Origin of the sequence: Nostoc sp., from assembly GCF_036917135.1 — a bacterium.
In the GTDB taxonomy this organism is placed as follows: Bacteria; Cyanobacteriota; Cyanobacteriia; order Cyanobacteriales; family Nostocaceae; genus Nostoc.
Genome location: NZ_JBALEA010000074.1, coordinates 1 through 19,776 on the forward strand (window position 1 = coordinate 1; position 19,776 = coordinate 19,776).

Genomic DNA, 19,776 nt, shown 5'->3' on the forward strand with positions numbered 1-19,776 from the left:
CTGGCTGCCACTGCCGTCTGATCTGGGGACTGTCGCGAAGACGTCGGTTACACCGTCACCGTTGAAGTCGCCAAACCTGAGACCAGCGAGTGGCGGTCCAACGGCGAGCTTGCGGAAGTTGGACGTGCCGCCGTCCGAGACCAGCCACTGGCAGGCTTGCGCGTGCGCGGCGCTGGCGAGCGCGCCAGCCCAGAGGACGGACGTAATTGCAGCGGCGTTGACAATCCTTGTACACATAGACGTGTTACTCCAAGCGTGAACAAGATATGAACCACACAATGTCAATAGCTTCATTTTCGGGTTGCTCTGGAACATCTTTTCTTTTGCTTTGATTCCCACCTTAATTGATTTGTTGCCCAATACTCTGCCCAGAAACCCAAACAAAGGTTTGATGAGGGCTGGATTGACTACAGCTTTTAATGTCCCTAATTCAAAACCCCCGAAAGCCTTTGAACCTTGGGGGGCTTCTGTAACTGCGATAAATCTGCATCTTCTACTCCATCCACTTCTTTAATTTGTGGGAGCAAATTTTGCACTTCTGCTTGCAATTCCTCTTTGTCTAAACCCGGTTCCGACAGGGAAATAGTCACCTGAACATTAGATATGGTTGCCATTATGAAGCGTCTCAGTGGTGTTAACAGTATCTCTGGTAGATTGTAATATTTTTTGAGCTATAGATATTACACCAGGCAAAGATAATTCGCGGCTACAAAATTGTAAGTAAGGGCACAGCATTGCTGTGCCCCTACCGCGCGATCTCGCGATCTATATATATGGCTTCTCGGTTGAGTCCAATACAGACCTAAACCTATTGGATTTTAGCTAATTTGCGATGTCTACGACGGTCACTGAGCGCAGCCGAAGTGCGGGCTACGCCTACGCACCCAAAGCCCCATTCATAGCTCTATTTACAGAAGAAGCCTGAACAGAATCAGCTGCTAAAGGATTGGTGACTTGAGAATTGTCTACTACGCCTCGCTTCTTTTTGGTATTACCTCGTCTAGCACCACCCGCCATCTCGTATTCTTGGCTGGTTTTACCGTAACGGCTGGCAACTCCTAGTAACATTTTTTCTGACATTGCGATTACAACCTGTTCTGCGTTCTTCACGTCATCTGTGAGTTTGTCAATGGAGGATAAAGCAGTGTTGTAGGCAGCAAGCTTAGACCGGAGATCGTTAATTGTCAGATTATAAGCTTGGATAGTCAGTCCTGCCCCAAAGTCAAGTTCTACACTGATAGATTGTAAACTTTCAATCCGGCGGTTGGCTCGTTCTAAAACGCTGGAATTTCTTTTACGACGTGCCATAATGCATCTCTGCTACTAGGTTTATAGTACTGTTTTATACCAAACTATCTTTGCTCGTCATGGGAAAATACAACATATTTGAGGTGCGATTACACATCAAATATCTTGGTTAGTTTCACGTAGTTGTTTTTATGTTTGCGGTAGCCAATAAAGTCATAAGTTCATTGCAACAATTGCTGCAATGATTTAAGCGTTTCTTATATATCACCGAGCATTTGTTGCAAAGTATTAAACGTTTGCTGCAACTGCTTATACATTTGTCAGAAATACTTAAGCGTCTCTTATACATCACCGAGCATTTGTTGCAAAGTATTAAGCATTTGCGGCAAGTGATTATACATTTGTCAGAAATACTTAAGCGTCTCTTATACATCACCGAGCATTTGTTGCAAAGGTTTAAATTTTTATAATTTACAGCTATTTTCAGGTAAATAGACCACGCGGTAGGGGTACAGCATGCTGTGCCCCTACGACAGATGTGGTTCAAATACATGAAAACTGCTGTAAAGCGTAGGAGCGATGTTTGCGGTAGTGACAGAGCTTGCCAGAGTATGGGCTATGCTGATGTACTAATTAGACAAGGAACTGACAAGAAGTAGCTGAGTGTTTTTTTTATTTGTCAGTCCCCAAACAGCGATCGCTTTTACCTGAAATCTGACAATAGAATTGCCGCTCGAAGCCTGTTAACGTGATAAATGAAGTCCTGTTGGTATTGAGGCAATTGAGTGCAACACAGACCTAACCCCCAGCCCCTTCCCTACTAGCGTTGGGGAGTAAGATCAAAGCCTCTCTCCTAAGAGGAGAGAGGTTTGGAGAGAGGTCAAAATGTATTACATCCAAGCGAGAACCGCTATATTTATCGGCGCTATTGTAACCAACCGTTTAAACGAGTTTTTTACCCTTAAGCAACTTTGTGGGCGATCGCCTATAAACATAAGGATGTTAGGATATCTTTCACTAGCTGCATCTGACTTATGAAATTAGTTTGCTCCCAAAGCGATCTCAGTACAAACCTCTCACTCGTTAGTCGTGCAGTACCCTCACGACCAACTCATCCCGTACTTGCCAATGTGCTGTTACAAGCCGATGCTGAAACTAACCAAGTAAGCTTAACAGCCTTCGATCTCAGCTTGGGAATCCGCACCAGCTTTAACGCAGAGGTATGGCAAAGTGGTGCGATCGCACTTCCTGCTAAGTTACTTGTAGATATCACCTCTCGTCTTCCAGAGGGCGAAATCACTCTAGACGACGAATCAGCCCTCACAGGTGCAACATCTGGTGGAGAAGGTTTAATTGTTACACTCACACCCAAGAGTGGACATTATCAAGTCCGAGCAATGGGGCCAGAAGAATTTCCTGAACTACCTGTAATTGAAAATACCGAAGTCATTAATCTCACCACCACCGCATTAATTGAGGGATTACGCGGTTCATTATTTGCTACCAGTGGTGATGAAACTAAGCAAGTACTCACTGGAGTACATTTAACAGTTAAACAAGATACTTTAGAATTTGCAGCTACCGACGGACATCGCCTCGCAGTGGTAGAAACTAATAACGAACGTCCTTTAGGTGGAACTAGTCAACTAGAAGTGACAGTACCAGCTAGAGCATTACGCGAACTACAAAGAATGCTAGCTCATAGCGCCTCATCAGATGAACCTGTAGCTTTATATTTCGATCAAGGTCAAGTTGTCTTTGCATGGCAAAATCAACGCTTGACTAGTCGCACATTAGAAGGGCAATATCCTGCATATCGACAACTAATCCCGCGCCAATTTGAGCGACAAGTAACAATTGAACGCCGACAATTTGTGAGTACTTTAGAACGGATTGCTGTATTAGCCGATCAGAAAAATAATATTGTCAAGGTAAGTATTGATAGTGCAGCTCAAGAAATTACCTTATCATGTGAAGCTCAAGATGTGGGCAGTGGTAGAGAGTCAATGCCGGCACAGATTTCTGGTGAAAATATTGAAATTGCTTTCAACATTAAATATTTGATGGAAGGCTTGAAAGAATTACCATCTTCCGAAATTCAAATGCATTTAAATCAAAGCCTAACTCCAGTGATTTTTACGCCACTGGGCGGTTTGAAAATGACCTATTTAGCTATGCCGGTGCAACTTAGAAGTTAAAAAGAATGATATAAACCCAACAAATGATTTATTACCCAATACGCTTGGGTTAAGATTTTATCTTCCCTAACCCTCCTTAAAAAGCTACTGTATACACATAAGTCTCTTAGGACTTACGCATTGACAAGAAATACCAAATATGCGTAAAGGTTAAAAACCATATCTTTCGTAGGGGCACAGCAATGCTGTGCCCCTACAGCATGGTCTATTTACGATAACAGGATAATTAACAAAAGCCTGAAACAACCTATTTTAGTTAATGCACATCACGATGCATTTGTACAGTGCGTAAGTCCTATCTCTCTTAACAGAATTTACGGTTTATTCTTTTCCCCCCTTTTTTAAGGGGGGTTAGGGGGGATCAAAACTTTGTGGGGCTAGGTTATAAGACTTGTGTGTACACCCTAGCCTTGGTAAGGAGAGGGATGTTCGTCAGGACAGGGTAAGCTGATCTAACTTGGTGTAATTTTAACTTGATCAATCAAATAAGATCAGCCTAAAGGAGTGTGTGAAAACTTTAAATAAGTCGTATAATCACCTGATTCTTTTCTGACATGGAAACATGGTAATTTTACGCATAGTCAGTTTGGGATTGCTTTTTGCTACCTTTCCAATGTTTTTGCTGCTAACCGGCAAAGGTCGATTTTTGCTCAAATCGATGGTAGTGCAGATCAAGCAGGGAATTCGGAGTTTACTAAAAAATCTCAAATTATGGTCTTTTAATGACCAAGAGTATCGTGGAGCATCATCTAAATTTCCAGTTGATCTAAAGCCTAAAAAGGGGGAATCTGGTTATCTAAAACCTAACGGGCTGGTATCAAGACTGTCAAAAACTATCACAATTGCTGCGATCGTTGTGGCAGCAGTAATAGCTGGAAATACTGTATCTGCTCAGGTTACGACGTTACCACCTCTAGCTTCTCTCAAGACTGTTTCGGTTCCAGAGCCTGATAATCTTGGAGACTTTATAAAAGACAAAGTAGCCGCCATTAAGTTAGGAAAGGCTCTTTTTTGGGATATGCAAGTTGGTAGCGATGGAAAAACCTCCTGTGCTACTTGCCATTTCCATGCCGGAGCCGACAACAGATCAAAAAATCAGATATCTCCTGGTCTGATGCGGATCAACGCCGATGGCACAGAAAACCCAGATCCGGTTTTTAATGTCGGCGGTGGGCCGAACTACCAGCTTAAGCCAGAAGATTTTCCCTTTCACAAGTTGTCAAATCCAAATGATCCGACAACAGTTGTGTCTGACCGGAATGATATCGCCTCCTCTCAAGGAGTTATCAATACCAAGTTTGTTGATGTAATACCTGGCAATGCAGAAGACCAAGTAACGCTTAAACCAGATCCCGTGTTTAACGTGGGAGGTATAAATGTACGTCGCGTCGAGCCACGTAACGCGCCAACTGCGATTAATGCAGTATTTAACTTCCGCAACTTCTGGGACGGTAGAGCGCAAAACATCTTTAATGGAGTGAATTCCTTTGGTTTGAGAGATTCTCATGCTTCTGTCGTCAAAGCACAGACTCCAAATCAGCTAAAATTTGTCAAAGTCAGCCTCAATAATTCGTCTTTAGCTTCTCAAGCAGTCGATCCACCACTTAGCTCCTTCGAGGAATCTTCTGATGGTCTTACCTTTCAAGAAATAGGTGATAAGTTCGGATCAATTGATCACAAATCCACCAGCGTTGGCAAGGGTAAGAAGCTCCCCAGAAAACTTGCTAAAAAGTTATTTCCTCTGAGACCGTTAGGGAAACAACTTGTGCATCCACAGGACAGTGTTTTAGGTACAGATAGCAGATGGCCTGAACCTGGACTGAGAAATAAAAGCTATGATCGCCTAATTAAAGATGCCTTCAAGCCGGAGTGGTGGAAGTCTAATCAACTCATTCAAATTGATGCTAAGGGTGTGAGAACTTTTGTTAATAAACCGGATCGCTCTTTAGAAACCAATGAGTACAGGTTAATAGAGTACAACTTCTCGCTATTTTTTGGGCTGGCAATTCAAATGTACGAATCTACGCTCATCGCTAACGATACCCCACTTGATCGCTTCTTGGAAGGAAACACCACTGCCCTAACTGGGCAACAGCAACGGGGGAAACAACTGTTCGAGGGTAAAGCTCAATGCAACCTTTGTCATAATGGGGCAGAACTTAGCAGTGCTTCTGTGAGTTCTGTGCAGAAACAAAGGATTGGGATTCTTAACATCCCTAATTTCAGTAGATTCGTCTTTGACAATGGCTTTTTCAATATCGGCATCAGACCGACATTAGAAGATGTTAGTGTTGGAGGTAATGACCCATTTGGGAATCCGCTTTCGGAAACGAGACTGGCTCTACTGGGAACTTTCCAGCAACTTCTCGGTTCCCCATCCAACACCACAGTTAGCTCTAAGGACATAATACTTGCGGATGGTAGTTTTAAAACTCCTGGACTCCGCAATGTCGAACTGACTGCCCCTTATTTCCACAATGGTGGTTCTTTAACTTTGCAGCAAGTGGTAGACTTATACAGTCGTGGCGGAGACTTCCGCCAGCAAAGCGCCCTTGCCGTGTTGGGACTAACTGAAGCCGAAAAAAATGACTTGGTAACCTTCCTCAAATCGCTCACTGATGAGCGAGTCCGCTATGAAAAGGCGCCATTTGATCACCCACAACTGTTTGTTCCAAATGGACATCCGGGTGATTCTACATACGTGATCAATGATGGTACTGGCAAAGCCACAGATAGTCTACTGGAAATTCCTGCTGTTGGTAGTCATGGTGGTAATGGCACTCCAAATTTCCTCGTGACTTCCAGACGGTGGTAAATAGCGTATAAGGGACTGACAAGAATTAAATTATCCAATCTTGTGGGGTGGGCAACATGAGCGTCTTGGACTATGGGCGGGCGAGACGCCCACCCCACATTAACAATTCAAAATTCAAAATGACGCTCTCTACGAGACGCTAAAAGCGAACGCGGACTCGCTAACGCTGCGCTAACAAAATTCAAAATTAAAGACATTTCATATCATGTCCGCTTGATTACTTATCAAACTCGAAGAACCCCAGCCCGCCGGCGGGCTGGGGGTGGGGTGCAATGACTGTGGGAATCATAACTAATTATGCGGACTTGATATTAATGGTGCGATTTAGTGATTTATCTAATGGGAATTTCAATCCAAAATTCTGTACCTAACCCCGGCTGAGAATCACATTTCAAAACTCCACCGTGTTTATCAACGACAATCTGGTAACTAATTGATAACCCCAAGCCAGTGCCTTTTCCCACTGGCTTAGTTGTAAAAAATGGATCGCAGATTCTCGCCTTCAGAAGCTCCGGTATTCCCGGGCCATTGTCTCTTATGCGAATTACTACGCTTTTGACATTGCCTTCAAGTTCTCCGACAGCAGTACGGATGCTAATTTGACTGCTATAAGTTTTTGATTGAGATTCCCTATAATCTTCTAAAGCATCGATGGCATTGCTTAAAACATTCATAAATACCTGATTTAGTGGTCCTGCATAGCAGTCTACTAAGGGAAGGTCACTGTATTCTTTGACTAATTTAATCGCCGGACTTTCTGGTTTTGCTTTCAAGCGATGCTGCAAAATTAGTAAGGTGCTATCAATGCCTTCGTGAATATCAACTGGCTTTTTTTCTGCCTCATCAAGGCGCGAGAAATTCCGTAAACCCAAGACAATTTGCCGGATGCGATCAATTCCCACTTTCATGGAAGATAAAGTTTTGGGCAAATCCTCGATGAGAAATTCTAAGTCGATCTCAAATGCGCGATCGCGAATCTCAGGGCTAGGGTTAGGGGTATTTTGCAAATAGAGGTCTAGTATACCAAGTAAATCTTGGGTGTAATCGTTGACATGATTAATGTTGCCATAAATGAAGTTTACCGGGTTATTAATTTCGTGGGCAATACCAGCTACGAGTTGACCTAGTGAGGACATTTTCTCAGTTTGGATCAGTTGGGTTTGAGTTTGTTGTAAATCATGCAAAGCTTGAACTAGTTTTTGAGTCTGCTCTTTGGTTTGATTATGTAATTGGGCTTGTTGAAGTGCAACTCCCAGCTGATTGGCAATTTGAGTAATAAACTTAATTTCTGAGGCTTCCCAATGACGGGGTGCAGAATTCTGGTAAGCTGCTAGCAAGCCCCATAGCTGTTGTCCAATAAATATGGGTGCGATCGCATAAGCCCTGGCTTGAATTTGCTCTAGAACTGCAACATGACATTGAGAGTGGCCAACTTGATAGATGTCATCAACTGCAAAGGTTTCATTGTGACGATATCGCCCACCTTGAGTTTCCTGCAAATAGCTATCTTGCCAAACTGTCTTGGTATCTGAACCTACTAATTTTACCCAGCGATCGCCCACAGACTCAGCAATATATTCACCACTCCAATCAGCCTGGAAGCGGTAGACTGCAACTCGATCCGCTTGTAGTGATTTACAGATTTCTTGGGTGGTTGTCTGAAAAATTGCATCTAAGTCCAAAGATTCTCTAACTTTCGCAACCACTTCAAACAATACCCGTTGTTGTTCTGCTGCTTGTTGCAAATCTAAGGTCTGTTGTCGTGTCTGAGTGAGTAATTCAGCTTGCTGGAGTGCTACCCCCATTTGAGCTGCAATCTGACTAAGAAAGTTAACTTCAGAAGCTTTCCATTGCCGAGATCCAGTGTGTTGATAAGTTGCCAGCAAACCCCAAAGTTTTTGCCCAATAAAAATCGGCGCAAGCACAAAAGCGTGAATTTGAAACTGCTCTAGATTGTCGATATGACACTGATTAAATCCCATTTTGTAGATGTCATCGACTGCAAATGTTTCATTGTTGCGGTAGCGTCCTCCTTCTGTATTTTGTAAATAGGTGTCATTCCAAATTGTATTAATACCTAGTTCAGAGTCATTCGACCAGTATGGGCTAGCAGCCTCAAAATCCCCGACAAATTCACCACCCCAATTAGCATCAAAACGATAAACAGAAACGCGATCGGCTTTGATTAATTGACAAACCTCTTTAGTTGTGGTTTGAAAAATCGTATTTGTATCCAGAGATTCCCGAATCTCGGCAATAACTTTAAACACAGCCTGTTCTTGTTCAGCTGTCCGTTTTAACTCAAGTGTGCGTCTTTTAACTTGTTTTTCTAAATTTTCATTGAAGACTTGTACTTGTTGATTGAGTTCACACTGCTGAATTGCCGAAGCAAAGTATTTACCGAGGTTTCTAGCCAGTTCAATCTCTTCATCCGTCCATTTTTGAACTTGTGCTTTTTTAGATTCGCGCCAAGCCTCAAAGGATTTCCGGGGGTACAACTGCCTTTGATCGCTGTCATACTGCCCCGCCCATAGCATTTCTGTATCTACTTCGTTGCGGAAAATACTTAAGTAGCCCAACAACTGCTGACGATACTGGAGTGGGATCATTAATATGCCGCGAATTTTAGTTGGTTGAAAAGCAACTTCTAAACTTCGCAACCCAGGAGTGTTATGTATATCTGAAATCGCCCAAACATCGTAATTACTAGACTTGTAGTGTTCCTGCCAGATATTATATTGCTCTATAAGTGGATATATGGTTTCTTCTGGCATCACAGGTTGCTGTCCACAGATATAAAGCTTGATACAACTATTTCCTGGTATTAAGCATTCTGTTAAGCTGCTCAGGTTGCCATTGTCGAAATTAAAAGCTGCATTTCTAATGCAAAGTCTACCACCAACACCATTAAAGGCAGCAACAGCCGTTTCTAGGGCTGGTTGTAATACAATCGTCGGGAGTGAATGTAGTAGGGTCGTAATGTGGTTAACGATCGCTTCTTGTTCGGCTGTTTTGCGGACTTGAGCCAGAAGGGTACTTTGAGCGATCGCCACTGACAACTGATCTACTACCATCTGTAATGCTTCTAGTTCATATTCTGAAATCAAATGCGCTTGGGAATTATGAGACACCAGCAGCCCCCAAAGTTCATCTTGATAGAGAATAGGGGTTACTACAGAGAACTTTACCCCCATTGCCGTCAAATATTCAATATGGCAGGAGTCTATAGGGCGGTAACGGATCTCCTCTGAAATCGTTTCTCCATTATCCAAATCACGCAGGTAACTTTGACCAATTTGTTGAGTTTCAACATTCACAACAAAACGCACCCGTGATTTGATAAATAGTTCACGGGCGGTGAGGGGAATATCGTCAGCAGGGAAATTCAGCCCCAGTAGCGACGGTAAGCGATTTTCATAAATTGACTCAGCAATCACTTGACCACTACCATCGGGATGAAATTTGTAAATTATCACTCGGTCAGTTTTTAAGAGCGATCGTATTTCTGCCGTCGTCACTGTGATAATTTCTTCCAACTCTAAGCTTCGTCGGATACGGTTTGTAATCCGGCGTAGTAAACTTTCTTCATGACTACATAAGGGTAAATCTTGTTCAGGATTGGAGGTCATTGTTTATAGCAAAATAAATTAGTAGTTTGCAAACTGACATAATTAAATAGACATTTTGAAATTTATTTGAGGAATTTGTCTTCAGTAAAACTACGGTCAAATTACTAGTAAAAATATTTATTTCCCTTTTAGATAAATTCACCCAAAAATCATAAAAACAGACGCTCAAAGAATCGCGTCTGTACTAGCTAAAAGAGAAGTTCTGGCTTTGTCGTTTTAACTTTTTGTTGACCGAGGAACGTTCAATAAAATTAAACTTTTGTCTGGTCAGCAAAGCGGATTTTTAGATAGTCATCTTCCATCTTTGCCCCTGCTGGTTGTAGTGCTGCTAAGGCTTGTGGCAAAACTAAATTACGACGGTGGTTGCCAATGGTAATGTTTAATTCGTCTCCAGTTTTACTTAGTTGAACTTGGTCTTTAGGAATACCAGGTAAGTAAAGTTCTAAGCTGTATTGGTTTTCCTCTTGCACTACTCTTAGAGTTGTTTCTTTGTAATAAACCTGAGTTGGATCTTCATCTTGATAAAGGGTTTCTTTCAGGCGTTCTAATGAAGCCAATCCGCACATTTCTTCAGAAAATAGCGGAACTTCTTTCACAGGGAGAGGGTGAAAATTGTCATGAATTTCCTGGCGATATTGCTCCTGACTTTCCTTCCAACGTTGGAAAAATGGATCTTGGACAACGCTGGGAATAATGCGATTAGCCACGACTAAATCTGTTGCAACATTATACAAACTCAGATAAGCATGGGCCCGGAGAGACTCTTTAATCACCATCTTTTCGGGATTGGTGACTAGACGCACTGAGGTTTGAGTATTGTCTGTTAATACTTTTTCCAGAGCTTCAATTTGCTCATAAAATTCATAAGGTGCATCCATCACCTCTTTGTCAGGTAGGGAAAAACCAGCAATCGGTCTAAAAAAAGGTTCAACTAAAGGCCGAAGTGCCACCGAGATGTTTTGAAATGGTTTGTAAAAACGGCGCATATACCAGCCACCGACTTCAGGTAAACTCAGTAAGCGCAATGCCGTACCCGTAGGGGCTGAGTCGATAATTAAGACATCAAATTCCCCTTCATCGTAATGGCGTTTCATCCTTACCAAGCCAAAAATCTCATCCATGCCTGGTAAAATTGCCAATTCTTCCGCTTGTATGCCGTCTAAACCCCTTGCCTGTAAAACTTGGGTAATATAACGTTTCACAGCACCCCAGTTTCCCTCCAGTTCTTGCAGCGCATCCAGTTCAGCACCCCACAGATTTGGGCGGATTTTTTGGGGTGCGTGTCCCAGTTCTAGATCAAAACTGTCTGCCAGGGAGTGAGCAGGATCTGTACTTAAAACCAATGTCTGATAGCCTAGTTCCGCACAACGGAGTCCAGTTGCAGCAGCGACGGAAGTTTTGCCCACGCCGCCTTTACCGGTCATTAAAATTACACGCATAGATGCTTCTGTCCTGACTGAGGATTTTTACATTTATTTACTATTATCGACTGTTTAAGGAAAATAAATGTCGTTTCAACACCTCTAGGCATTATTATAAGTATTTACACTAGCTATTCTGTTGGGTTTTGCTGCAACAACTGATCAAGCTTAGTTTCCAGTGCTGAGAGTTTTTTGAGAATTGTGGGGCGATCGCCATCAAGAGAAATTAATAAACTGGTTATTCTCTCTTGGATATTGGTTAATTGTGCCACTGCATTCTGAATTTGAAGCATTCCTTCTCGAAGTTCTTGGCGTTCCTGTCGTGCTTCCGCCATTTCATCTAACATAGCTTGGACTGTTTTAGCATTACCCTCAATGAGATGTTTTAGTTCTTTATCAGTCATTGCGATCGCACTTGGGAGTTAAGTTTATTATTCACTTTAAAGTATTCAGGGATTTTGTTTCAATCTCCAGTAGGTAGCAGAACTGTGCCAAGCTGTCGCTGCGATGGTTTAATTAGCTGAAAATAGCCCCTCACCACAGGCGGTGAGTGGAGACTTTGACGTAAATCAAAGGCGGGGTGCGGTTCCTTTTTTGATTTATGCAAGAAGTCTATTGCAAAGTACTTAAATTTTTATTTATCATTCTGCACGCTTAAACTTATACAAAATCCAACAGTCTACTCTAATTTTATTAATTTTTGTAACAAAGTCAAACTTTATGGAGTTATCTCATACATCTCAAACCTTGGTAAGACTTGAACTCAAACATTAAAATGTAATGTTATATGAACTATTGGTAAAAGTTAAGACTTTAACTAATCAAGCAAATTACTCAATTTTCAATAAATGTTAAATGCAGAAAAAGATAAAGAATTAGAGTTACTGGTAATTGGGGGATTCTGTCCAAATTGCCACTCAGTTAAGTTGAAGTATGTTGAATACATAACAAATATCACCTTTGAATTTAGTTGTTCAAGATGTAATTGGAAAGCTGATTATCGATTAGAAGATTTAAAAAAAGCATCAACTTATTGGTTCTCAACTAAAAACCACTAAACCACAGGCTTAACAGGTAGTTTTGGCTCAATACATCTTGTCATTTGATTAAGAGAACAAGTGATGAATAAAAAATGGGCTGTCAAACGAATCACCATAAATCTTGCAGCGACTGAGAACGAAAAACTTGAATAATATTGTGCAATCACAGGCAGAGGAGCAACTGATGTGATTCGGGAGTTAATTCGCTCTCTTGACAAAAGTCCAATTACCTTAACGTCTGACGGTTAAATCATCTGATCTTTTTAATCATGACTTTTTCGAGAGAAAAAATGCTGCTTCACCACATCTAAAAGTGAACAGTTCCAATAATCAATATGGGATACAATCAACCCATCAGAGTTAACACCTAATTCACTCCAACCGGGAATAGATATTCTTGGCTTCCAGGGGAGAGGAGTATTCCAACTGAGTGTCCACTCAGTTTTTATTGTCTCTCCTAAACGTTCAATATGATGTAAGTCCATCTTGGGATCTAAAAACCAAGTTTCGATAAAACTAATCATTTCTTTGTAACGTTTAACGCCACGAAATTTATTCAACGGGTCTTGAAAAAAAACATCTGGAGCGTAAATGCTGTAAGTTTGATTTACTGGGAATCTTTGATAGTCTTCTTTGAGAATTTCAATAATATCCATGATCGATAAATATATCTGTAAATTGGTTTAATCTGAAAAATTAAAAGTTGAAATTAACCCTCATTCCATAAACGTTCTAACTGACGCCGCCAAGCAGTCAGCACTTCTTCTCGCCCCTCTGAAGTTTGATTGATTTCACCCATCAATCCTTCGGCATAAAAGCGTTCTAAGCTTTGCATAGTAGCTTGCAGAGATTGTCCTTGCTGTTTTGCTGCCTGAATAATTTGCCGGATGCGGCTTTCAATTAGTCGATTAAAGACATTATCTAATCCAGCCTGATCAAGAGATACAAGTCGGTTGATTGCATTGGACAAATCTGCACTCACTAAAGTGTGACTATTATGTTGAAATACCCCCCAAATTCCGCCTTCATACAAAGCGTAACGTACTTCTTGAGTGTCATCGAAGTTGGCTTCGAGGAACTGTTCTAAAAATGGTTGGGCTTCTTGGATGGGCACAATAGGCAGTAAAACTCGCAGCCAAGCATTATCTTCGGAAAGCAGCACCAACAGCCGAAAAGTAGAAGTATCTATTTGCCACGATCCAGGACCGATTGCACCAACAGCCGATGTGCCAAATAGTTCTGTGAGTGTACCCGCAATTTCTTCAGGTGTCATAACCCTTTATTTATATAGATAGCCTCTAGATTAGCGCAGAGGTGCATCAACTTATTCACTAAAATGCTTGCTTGTCCAGTCTGAAAACGCAGTGGGGGCGTACACCTAACTGTGCGCCCCCAGGAATGAATGTATTGCACTGAATTCAAAAATGATTTAATTGCTTAAAAACACGATGCCGATCGCACACAAAGCAAAGCCAGCAATGCTCATTTTCCAAGGTGAAATTCGGTTTATTTCTCCCATACCCATTGCCACACCAATTTCTCTGGCACTCATAGCAACCGCAAACAGAGTTAAGGCAATGCCTAGTATATATGCAACTAGTGGGATCATTTCTGCCCCAATAATAGATTCAGCATCAGCGTAACCCTGAAATAAACCAGCACTGACACCCACCACCGTAAGGACTAGGAAGTTTAGTTGATTTGGCATCATCAGCATAGTACCAAAAACAATGGTAGAAATAGCGATCGCTATTTCTGCACCTAGTAAATTTAGCTGCAATAAATGAATTACAATGCCCAAAACTGTTGCGAAGATAAAACATCCAGCGATCGCAGCGCCACGGACAAACACAGATGAGAGTAAGCCAATCGCAACAATCCCAACTAAACAATTTAAGCTAATTACTGGATCTGCCAATCCCCAGAGAAAGCCTTCCCAGCCGTTAGAGATGCTATGGTGATCTGGTGTTCCACTCAATGAACTCAGTAAGCTAATTAAAATTAAAGCTGCGATCGCCCCAATCTGGCGATGCACTAATTTCGAGGTATAAAGTTCCCCCGAAGCACGAGATTCTGATAATTTAGTCTTGAACATTGCTATATGCCAAATTAGTTTTTTCGGTAATTTATACTACCCACATACCCGAAAAAACTAACGAAATAATCACGCTAGATGACCAAAACTAGGGTTGCAGGTATTGGGGTGTGGGGTTGCGTGTCAAGAAGAGAAAACTTGGTATTTGTGTACACCCCGCCCCGGAACCAATAGGGTACAAGCCCCCACCAAATCGGAGATTTGGTGGTCTTAAATTAGTGGTGGGTACAAGCCCCCACTAATTTTTCTTACACCCCACACCCTACACCCTTTTGTTGACACTAGATTTATCAAGTTATGTAAAGCTATGTTCAAGACCCCCATTCAATCCTTCGCACAGTGTTTCACAGAAAAGATTTAGTGGTCTTCACTTCTCTACAAAAAGCTGCGCTAATATGACCCAAGTGTGTAGCTTGCTTACCCAAAGAGATACAATTAGTGACACCTCTAAATCTCTCACTTTCTTGTTGTGACTTGTGAATGATTCTTTAACTTGGTATTTATTCTCAAGTGGAATGTTCCCCTTTACCCAACTTAAAACTTATCTTAACTAAACTCTATCAAGAAGAAGACTAATCTAGAAAATATCTTCATTGAAAGAGAGAATGAAATTCATCAAATTGCTACTACTTAGTATTACTCTCATCTTATTTGTATGGATTAGTCCATTGCAAGCTAGTCCAATAGCTCAATTGCCAACTCCTTTACCTTTAGTTGCAGAACGGGAAACAACATCTCTGCAAAAGTCACAGGATATATTAACTGTTGCAACTTTTAATGTAGAGAATTTAGACCCTAAAGACCAACGCTTTGATAATATTGCCAAAATTATTGGCAATAATTTGAACGCACCAGATGTCATCAGTTTAATTGAAGTTCAGGATAACAACGGGCCAATCAATGATGACGTTGTTAACGCCAATCAGACTTACCAAAAACTGATTGCTGCCCTCACAAATATCGGTAGTCCAGCATACGAGTTTGTTGATATTCCGCCCAGCGACGATCAAGATGGTGGAGAACCTGGAGGCAATATTCGTGTCGGTTTCTTGTTTCAACCCAGCCGAATAACTCTCGCAAAACTGCCCCAAAAAGGCGGTTCATTAGATGCTGTGGCTATTACTCAAGGTTCAAATGGTCTTGATCTCTCGCTTAATCCAGGTCGGATTGACCCCACGAATCCTGCTTTCGATGAAAGCCGCAAGCCACTGGCAGCAGAATTTATTTTTAACGAGCAAAAACTGTTTATTATTGCTAATCACTTTGTTTCCAAGCTTGGAGGTTCTCCCAGCGATGTTAAACGAGTCAAACAAGCCGAAATCGTTAATGAATTCGTAGCGCAACTACTAGAAGTTGACCCCCAAGCCAAAGTAATTGTACTGGGTGATTTAAATGATTTACCAGATTCTTTACCTCTGAAGACCTTGGAGGGTAATATTCTGGAAAATCTGACCGATCGTTTACCTGTTAGCGATCGCTTTAGTTTCAAATTCCGTGGAAATCCTGAACTTATTGACCATTTATTTGGTCAGTGAAAATCTTTCTCGTGTTGCTCAACCGCAGATTGACATTGTACATGTCAATGTTGGCTTTCGTCAACCGGCCAGCGACCACGATCCTGTGATTGCAGCGTTTACATTACCTGCTAACCAGTCCACCTCTGACACCATTCCTCCTGTTGTGCAACCCACTTCTGCAAGTGATTCGGCAATTATATTGCCTGAATTATTCAAAGTCGCTCTAGTTAAAGAACTAGCTAAGGAGTATACGCCAAGCAAAAGTTTGAATTACGATCGCCAATTTTCAAGGTAATGAAAATCCATTAGTGCTAGATGTCACATTAGCAGAACGGGCATACTGTAATTCTTAGAGGTTGTTTGAATTCCAGCAGACATTATCCAGTGTGTATATTTTGTCAAATATTGAATGGCAAATTATACACGCGGGATCGAAAATTGTCCTTAATGTTCAATGTTGTACTAATGCAGTAATTCCTCAACTTGATGTTGGCTCCACAAGGTTCTGTATAAACCCTGTTGTTGTACAAGTTCTAAGTGTTTGCCTATCTGCACAATTTTTCCCTTTTCGATCACAAAAATTCGGTCAGCAGCCGCCGCCGCCGATAATTGGTGCGTAATAAAAATCACTGTTTTTCGTTCAGTACCACCGGAGAGATTTTTGAGGATTTGCGTGGCTGTTTGATTATCTACACTAGAGAGGGCATCATCCAAAATTAACACTGGAGCATTGACCAGCATTGCCCTAGCCAAAGCAGTGCGTTGTCGTTGACCGCCAGAAAGAGTAATGCCGCGTTCACCAACAAGAGTTTCGTATTGCTGCGGAAAATTGTGAATTTCTGATTCGATTTGAGCAAGTTTAGCAACAGATTCTACCTGCTCTTGTTCGCTAACTGGATCACCGTAGCGGATATTATTTTTGATGGTGGTGCTAAATAAAAAGCTATCTTGAGGAACATAGGCGATCGCACCTCGTAAATCTGCCAAAGCGATTTTAGTAATATCCAGTCCATCTAAAAACAATTGCCCTGATTCAATATCCAACAAGCGCGGCAAAGCATTGGCCAAAGTAGATTTCCCCGAACCAATTGCCCCAACAATGGCCACGGTTTCTCCAGCTGCAATGGTAAAGTTAACATTTTGTAAAGCTGGAGTCGTGGAACCAGGGTAAGTGTACGTGAGATTTTTAGCTGTCACTTCCCCTTGAAGTTCAGCCACCGGTAGATGCATGGCATCGGCTGGATCTTTAATTTTCGGTGTGACAGAGAGAATAGATTCAAGCCTATCAATACTAACTTCACCCCGTTGGTAGGCAGTAATTGTGAATCCTAAAAGGGCTGTGGGGAAAACTAGACGCTCTACATAAATTAACAATGCTAAAAAATCACCAACCTGAAGGGTTCCAGAAGACATCCGCGCCGCCCCTAGCCAGATGATCACCAGCGAACTGATATTAGCTAGCCCGCCAATTAGCGGAAAAAGTGTATTTCGGCTTTTTGCCAATTCTAAGTTAGCAGTCAATAGCTGCTGATTTTTCTTGGCGAAGGCTCGACGCTCGTTTGCTTCTTGGGCATAGATTTTAATTAAGGCAATGCCACTGATATCCTCTTGGATGAGTTCGCTGATATCAGAGAGTTGCTCTTGGACTGCTGCTTGTTGTTTGCGTAAGCGAGTACTAAACAGACTTACCAACAAGAGCATAAAAGGGTACACTGCCAGAGCTGCTAGTGTGAGATCCGCACTAATTGCCAGCATGACTGGCAGTGTCAGGGCGTAGGCAAACACCGTATTTGCCAAACTCAAAACCGCAAAACCCAATAACCGCTTGATATTGTCCACATCACTGGTAGCCCGACTAATCAAATCGCCAGCAGTATTACTAGCAAAATAAGCCGGCTCCAGCTTGAGTAAGTGTTCAAAAATTCGTTGTTTCAGATCAAATTCTACCTGACGCCCGACTCCAAATAGCCAAATGCGTGATGCCATCCGCATTAGCCACATCGCCGAACTGAGCAAGACAATAATTACTACATAATGTAGTATTTGGTTCCAACTGAAGGTTGTCGAGAGTTTATCAACACCAGCACGAATCAACCAAGGAATATAAACGCCCAGTGCATTGACAGACAACAAAGCGAGAATGCCTAAAGACGCCTCCCGCCAATGGGGTCGTAAGTAAGCACTGAGTTTAGCGAGTCGTCGAGATTTTGCCATTCAAGCAATTTTGCAACTTTATCATCCTAGATTAACTGCTACTCCAACAAGGCAGCTATGCGGAGGGAATATCCCTTGTAAATTCAGCTTTTGGGCGTTGCTGATTGCGGTATGAAAAATAATTTTGCGTTATTTCAAAATCCTTGTAGAGACGTTGCATTGCAACGTCTCTACATTAAAATTCATACCTCGATTCAGCAACACCAGCTTTTGTTACCTCTTTCAACTGATAGTTAGTTATTGCCATTCGGTACTAGTAGTCCAGCACAGCAACTTTAATGAAGAAATAAGTTCGTAGTGAGTTAGCGCGGTCTTCTCCCTTGGCGATAGCGTAGGTTAGCGAGTCCACGAGCTTGGGTTTCCCCCATGAGCGACTAACCTAATAGCGCAATCTTGACGAGTCTTGTCTACGACACGCTAAGGGCGTTAGCGAGTCATCGAGCCTCACCCAACGGGTAAGGACTTTAGTCCTTGGTTTGAGCGCTCAAGCGCTACGAACTCATTAAAGTTGCCTTGCCTTATTACCGTTGAACCCGCAAGAAGTTGTAAAGGTAAGCGAGATAACTTTCCCAAGTTCTGGTTGTAAATTGCAACGTATCCGCGTTTGGTACAAAGTCTTCAAGTCGTAAACCGCCTGTGCGAATAGCTGGAGAACTTCCTTGTAATAGGTAGGGAGGCACTTTCAAATTATAAGAAAGAATGCGATCGCTAGTCACATCTGAGATACCCAGTGCAGTAGTTTGTTGCCCTAATGCCACGAGTGTCTCAGATGTTGGTGCAGCAGTTGCTACAGGGGTATTACCTGCCATTGCTACTAAAGGCGCTCTATAAAGGAAATAAGCGACTGCTGGCGTACTTGCCAACAGCAAAATTGTCAGTGCCCAACCGATCAAGAATCCTCCTGGTTTCTCGATCCCACCTCCTTTGATTTTCTGAGCTGCCAAAATCATCAGCAAAACAGAGGCTCCTAGAGGCTTAAGTGGAAAAGACAGCATCCTCCATAACGAGGCCACAGCTGGTTCACTGGGGTTAAGAAATGATAGGGCTACGATTACCAAAATAACGACTAAGATTGTTCGCCCTACAAAAGTTCCAGAGGGATAAAATCGCTGGAACAGAGAATATACGATAGTGCCAATCAGCAGCCACAGCAGTACCCGGCTTAACAATAGAAACATAGGTTAACTCTCAAATTTTCTGGTGCAATGAGCCAGTGTGGTGGTGAGGCAGTCCGCTTTAATTGGGGTTTCGACGCCACCTGGTTCTCCGGCGATCGCCTTTGTGCTAACAACCGAGAGAACCCCGGTAACACATTGGCTCCCCAGGAGGAACTGCGTTGCATGATTTCCCTGTATAAAACAACTGGCGACATCTTAGCTGTAGCGACGCTAGGAGCGTCACCCGTAAGGGTCAACCTAGAGGTTTCGGGAAATAGATTTATTTTATTGTCAAATTGTAATCGCACTGTTTGACTTAAAATACCTCAAACCTCACACCCAAAGACTACCGTCGTAGTGATTTTAGTTCAAATTTTTAACACTGCGTCTATTATTTATAATTTTCCAGAAGAGTAATGTGGCACCGGTAAACTAAATTAAT

The 19,776-nt window shown here is 42.1% G+C and carries 18 protein-coding genes and 1 pseudogene; 7 read left to right on the forward strand and 12 right to left on the reverse strand.

What is annotated here, in order from left to right; translation table 11 throughout:
• The 3 genes from V7K50_RS22965 to V7K50_RS22975 form a co-directional block, all read right to left on the reverse strand.
• Positions 1 to 360: FG-GAP repeat protein (locus V7K50_RS22965; protein WP_334964044.1), on the reverse strand; the 360-nt coding region annotated here is incomplete at its 3' end.
• A 65-nt stretch (positions 361 to 425) separates the two neighbouring features.
• Positions 426 to 614 (reverse strand): hypothetical protein, encoded by a 189-nt coding sequence (locus tag V7K50_RS22970; protein ID WP_334964046.1) that lies wholly within the window; start codon positions 612 to 614, stop codon positions 426 to 428.
• Between the two features lie 262 nt (positions 615 to 876).
• Entirely contained in the window at positions 877 to 1,308 is a 432-nt protein-coding gene (locus tag V7K50_RS22975) for a hypothetical protein (protein WP_334964048.1), read from the reverse strand.
• A gap of 825 nt (positions 1,309 to 2,133) precedes the next feature.
• Between V7K50_RS22975 and V7K50_RS22980 the strand changes: the two genes are divergently transcribed.
• The 3 genes from V7K50_RS22980 (at position 2,134) to V7K50_RS22990 (ending at position 6,261) form a co-directional block, all read left to right on the forward strand.
• Entirely contained in the window at positions 2,134 to 2,286 is a 153-nt protein-coding gene (locus V7K50_RS22980; protein ID WP_334964050.1) for a hypothetical protein, read from the forward strand.
• Positions 2,283 to 3,446, forward strand: coding sequence for a DNA polymerase III subunit beta (dnaN, locus tag V7K50_RS22985; RefSeq protein ID WP_334964052.1), 1,164 nt, complete (start codon positions 2,283 to 2,285; stop codon positions 3,444 to 3,446). The genes V7K50_RS22980 and dnaN overlap by 4 nt, the downstream gene beginning before the upstream one ends.
• A 562-nt stretch (positions 3,447 to 4,008) precedes the next feature.
• The gene (locus V7K50_RS22990) at positions 4,009 to 6,261 is read left to right on the forward strand and encodes a cytochrome-c peroxidase (protein WP_334964054.1); all 2,253 of its coding nucleotides are present in this window, start codon (positions 4,009 to 4,011) and stop codon (positions 6,259 to 6,261) included.
• Positions 6,262 to 6,593: 332 nt separating this feature from the next.
• On the opposite strand, the gene V7K50_RS22995 is transcribed toward V7K50_RS22990, so the two are convergent.
• The 4 genes from V7K50_RS22995 to V7K50_RS23010 form a co-directional block, all read right to left on the reverse strand.
• On the reverse strand, positions 6,594 to 9,890 hold the full coding sequence (locus V7K50_RS22995) for a GAF domain-containing protein (protein ID WP_334964056.1): 3,297 nt from the start codon (positions 9,888 to 9,890) through the stop codon (positions 6,594 to 6,596).
• A 251-nt stretch (positions 9,891 to 10,141) separates the two neighbouring features.
• Positions 10,142 to 11,329, reverse strand: coding sequence for a TRC40/GET3/ArsA family transport-energizing ATPase (locus V7K50_RS23000; RefSeq protein ID WP_334964058.1), 1,188 nt, complete (start codon positions 11,327 to 11,329; stop codon positions 10,142 to 10,144).
• Between the two features lie 113 nt (positions 11,330 to 11,442).
• Positions 11,443 to 11,715, reverse strand: a complete 273-nt coding sequence (locus V7K50_RS23005) for a hypothetical protein (RefSeq protein WP_334964060.1) — start codon at positions 11,713 to 11,715, stop codon at positions 11,443 to 11,445.
• A 59-nt stretch (positions 11,716 to 11,774) separates the two neighbouring features.
• Positions 11,775 to 11,918: a hypothetical protein gene (locus tag V7K50_RS23010; RefSeq protein ID WP_334964062.1), complete on the reverse strand. Its 144-nt coding sequence runs from the start codon at positions 11,916 to 11,918 to the stop codon at positions 11,775 to 11,777.
• A gap of 514 nt (positions 11,919 to 12,432) precedes the next feature.
• Here V7K50_RS23010 and V7K50_RS23015 point away from each other — a divergent pair.
• A pseudogene (locus tag V7K50_RS23015) lies at positions 12,433 to 12,600 on the forward strand (CopG family transcriptional regulator).
• A 14-nt stretch (positions 12,601 to 12,614) separates the two neighbouring features.
• On the opposite strand, the gene V7K50_RS23020 reads toward V7K50_RS23015, so the two are convergent.
• The 3 genes from V7K50_RS23020 to V7K50_RS23030 form a co-directional block, all read right to left on the reverse strand.
• Entirely contained in the window at positions 12,615 to 13,007 is a 393-nt protein-coding gene (locus tag V7K50_RS23020) for a DUF2358 domain-containing protein (RefSeq protein ID WP_334964064.1), read from the reverse strand.
• A 53-nt stretch (positions 13,008 to 13,060) separates the two neighbouring features.
• The gene (locus V7K50_RS23025) at positions 13,061 to 13,624 is read right to left on the reverse strand and encodes a leucine zipper domain-containing protein (protein WP_334964066.1); all 564 of its coding nucleotides are present in this window, start codon (positions 13,622 to 13,624) and stop codon (positions 13,061 to 13,063) included.
• A gap of 156 nt (positions 13,625 to 13,780) precedes the next feature.
• Positions 13,781 to 14,446: a HupE/UreJ family protein gene (locus V7K50_RS23030; protein WP_334964068.1), complete on the reverse strand. Its 666-nt coding sequence runs from the start codon at positions 14,444 to 14,446 to the stop codon at positions 13,781 to 13,783.
• A 605-nt stretch (positions 14,447 to 15,051) separates the two neighbouring features.
• On the opposite strand from V7K50_RS23030, the gene V7K50_RS23035 reads away from it, so the two are divergent.
• Both V7K50_RS23035 and V7K50_RS23040 read left to right on the forward strand, forming a co-directional pair.
• Positions 15,052 to 15,981, forward strand: a complete 930-nt coding sequence (locus V7K50_RS23035) for an endonuclease/exonuclease/phosphatase family protein (RefSeq protein WP_334964070.1) — start codon at positions 15,052 to 15,054, stop codon at positions 15,979 to 15,981.
• Positions 15,959 to 16,258, forward strand: coding sequence for a hypothetical protein (locus tag V7K50_RS23040; RefSeq protein WP_334964072.1), 300 nt, complete (start codon positions 15,959 to 15,961; stop codon positions 16,256 to 16,258). Before V7K50_RS23035 ends, V7K50_RS23040 begins: the two co-directional genes overlap by 23 nt.
• A gap of 167 nt (positions 16,259 to 16,425) precedes the next feature.
• Here V7K50_RS23040 and V7K50_RS23045 read toward each other — a convergent pair whose 3' ends face one another.
• Together V7K50_RS23045 and V7K50_RS23050 are read right to left on the reverse strand one after the other, a co-directional pair.
• On the reverse strand, positions 16,426 to 18,177 hold the full coding sequence (locus V7K50_RS23045; RefSeq protein ID WP_334964074.1) for an ABC transporter ATP-binding protein: 1,752 nt from the start codon (positions 18,175 to 18,177) through the stop codon (positions 16,426 to 16,428).
• Positions 18,178 to 18,698: 521 nt separating this feature from the next.
• Positions 18,699 to 19,355, reverse strand: coding sequence for a hypothetical protein (locus V7K50_RS23050; protein ID WP_334964076.1), 657 nt, complete (start codon positions 19,353 to 19,355; stop codon positions 18,699 to 18,701).
• A gap of 27 nt (positions 19,356 to 19,382) precedes the next feature.
• Here V7K50_RS23050 and V7K50_RS23055 point away from each other — a divergent pair, with 27 nt between their 5' ends.
• Complete coding sequence (locus V7K50_RS23055; RefSeq protein ID WP_334964078.1) at positions 19,383 to 19,649, forward strand: hypothetical protein; 267 nt, start codon at positions 19,383 to 19,385, stop codon at positions 19,647 to 19,649.
• Positions 19,650 to 19,776: the final 127 nt, after the last annotated feature.

Coding starts and splice junctions, on each gene's coding strand:
- V7K50_RS22970 (WP_334964046.1), bottom strand. CDS start 614: ATGGCAACCATATCTAATGTTCAGGTGACTATTTCCCTGTCGGAACCG.
- V7K50_RS22975 (WP_334964048.1), bottom strand. CDS start 1,308: ATGGCACGTCGTAAAAGAAATTCCAGCGTTTTAGAACGAGCCAACCGC.
- V7K50_RS22980 (WP_334964050.1), top strand. CDS start 2,134: ATGTATTACATCCAAGCGAGAACCGCTATATTTATCGGCGCTATTGTA.
- dnaN (WP_334964052.1), top strand. CDS start 2,283: ATGAAATTAGTTTGCTCCCAAAGCGATCTCAGTACAAACCTCTCACTC.
- V7K50_RS22990 (WP_334964054.1), top strand. CDS start 4,009: ATGGTAATTTTACGCATAGTCAGTTTGGGATTGCTTTTTGCTACCTTT.
- V7K50_RS22995 (WP_334964056.1), bottom strand. CDS start 9,890: ATGACCTCCAATCCTGAACAAGATTTACCCTTATGTAGTCATGAAGAA.
- V7K50_RS23000 (WP_334964058.1), bottom strand. CDS start 11,329: ATGCGTGTAATTTTAATGACCGGTAAAGGCGGCGTGGGCAAAACTTCC.
- V7K50_RS23005 (WP_334964060.1), bottom strand. CDS start 11,715: ATGACTGATAAAGAACTAAAACATCTCATTGAGGGTAATGCTAAAACA.
- V7K50_RS23020 (WP_334964064.1), bottom strand. CDS start 13,007: ATGGATATTATTGAAATTCTCAAAGAAGACTATCAAAGATTCCCAGTA.
- V7K50_RS23025 (WP_334964066.1), bottom strand. CDS start 13,624: ATGACACCTGAAGAAATTGCGGGTACACTCACAGAACTATTTGGCACA.
- V7K50_RS23030 (WP_334964068.1), bottom strand. CDS start 14,446: ATGTTCAAGACTAAATTATCAGAATCTCGTGCTTCGGGGGAACTTTAT.
- V7K50_RS23035 (WP_334964070.1), top strand. CDS start 15,052: ATGAAATTCATCAAATTGCTACTACTTAGTATTACTCTCATCTTATTT.
- V7K50_RS23045 (WP_334964074.1), bottom strand. CDS start 18,177: ATGGCAAAATCTCGACGACTCGCTAAACTCAGTGCTTACTTACGACCC.
- V7K50_RS23050 (WP_334964076.1), bottom strand. CDS start 19,355: ATGTTTCTATTGTTAAGCCGGGTACTGCTGTGGCTGCTGATTGGCACT.
- V7K50_RS23055 (WP_334964078.1), top strand. CDS start 19,383: ATGAGCCAGTGTGGTGGTGAGGCAGTCCGCTTTAATTGGGGTTTCGAC.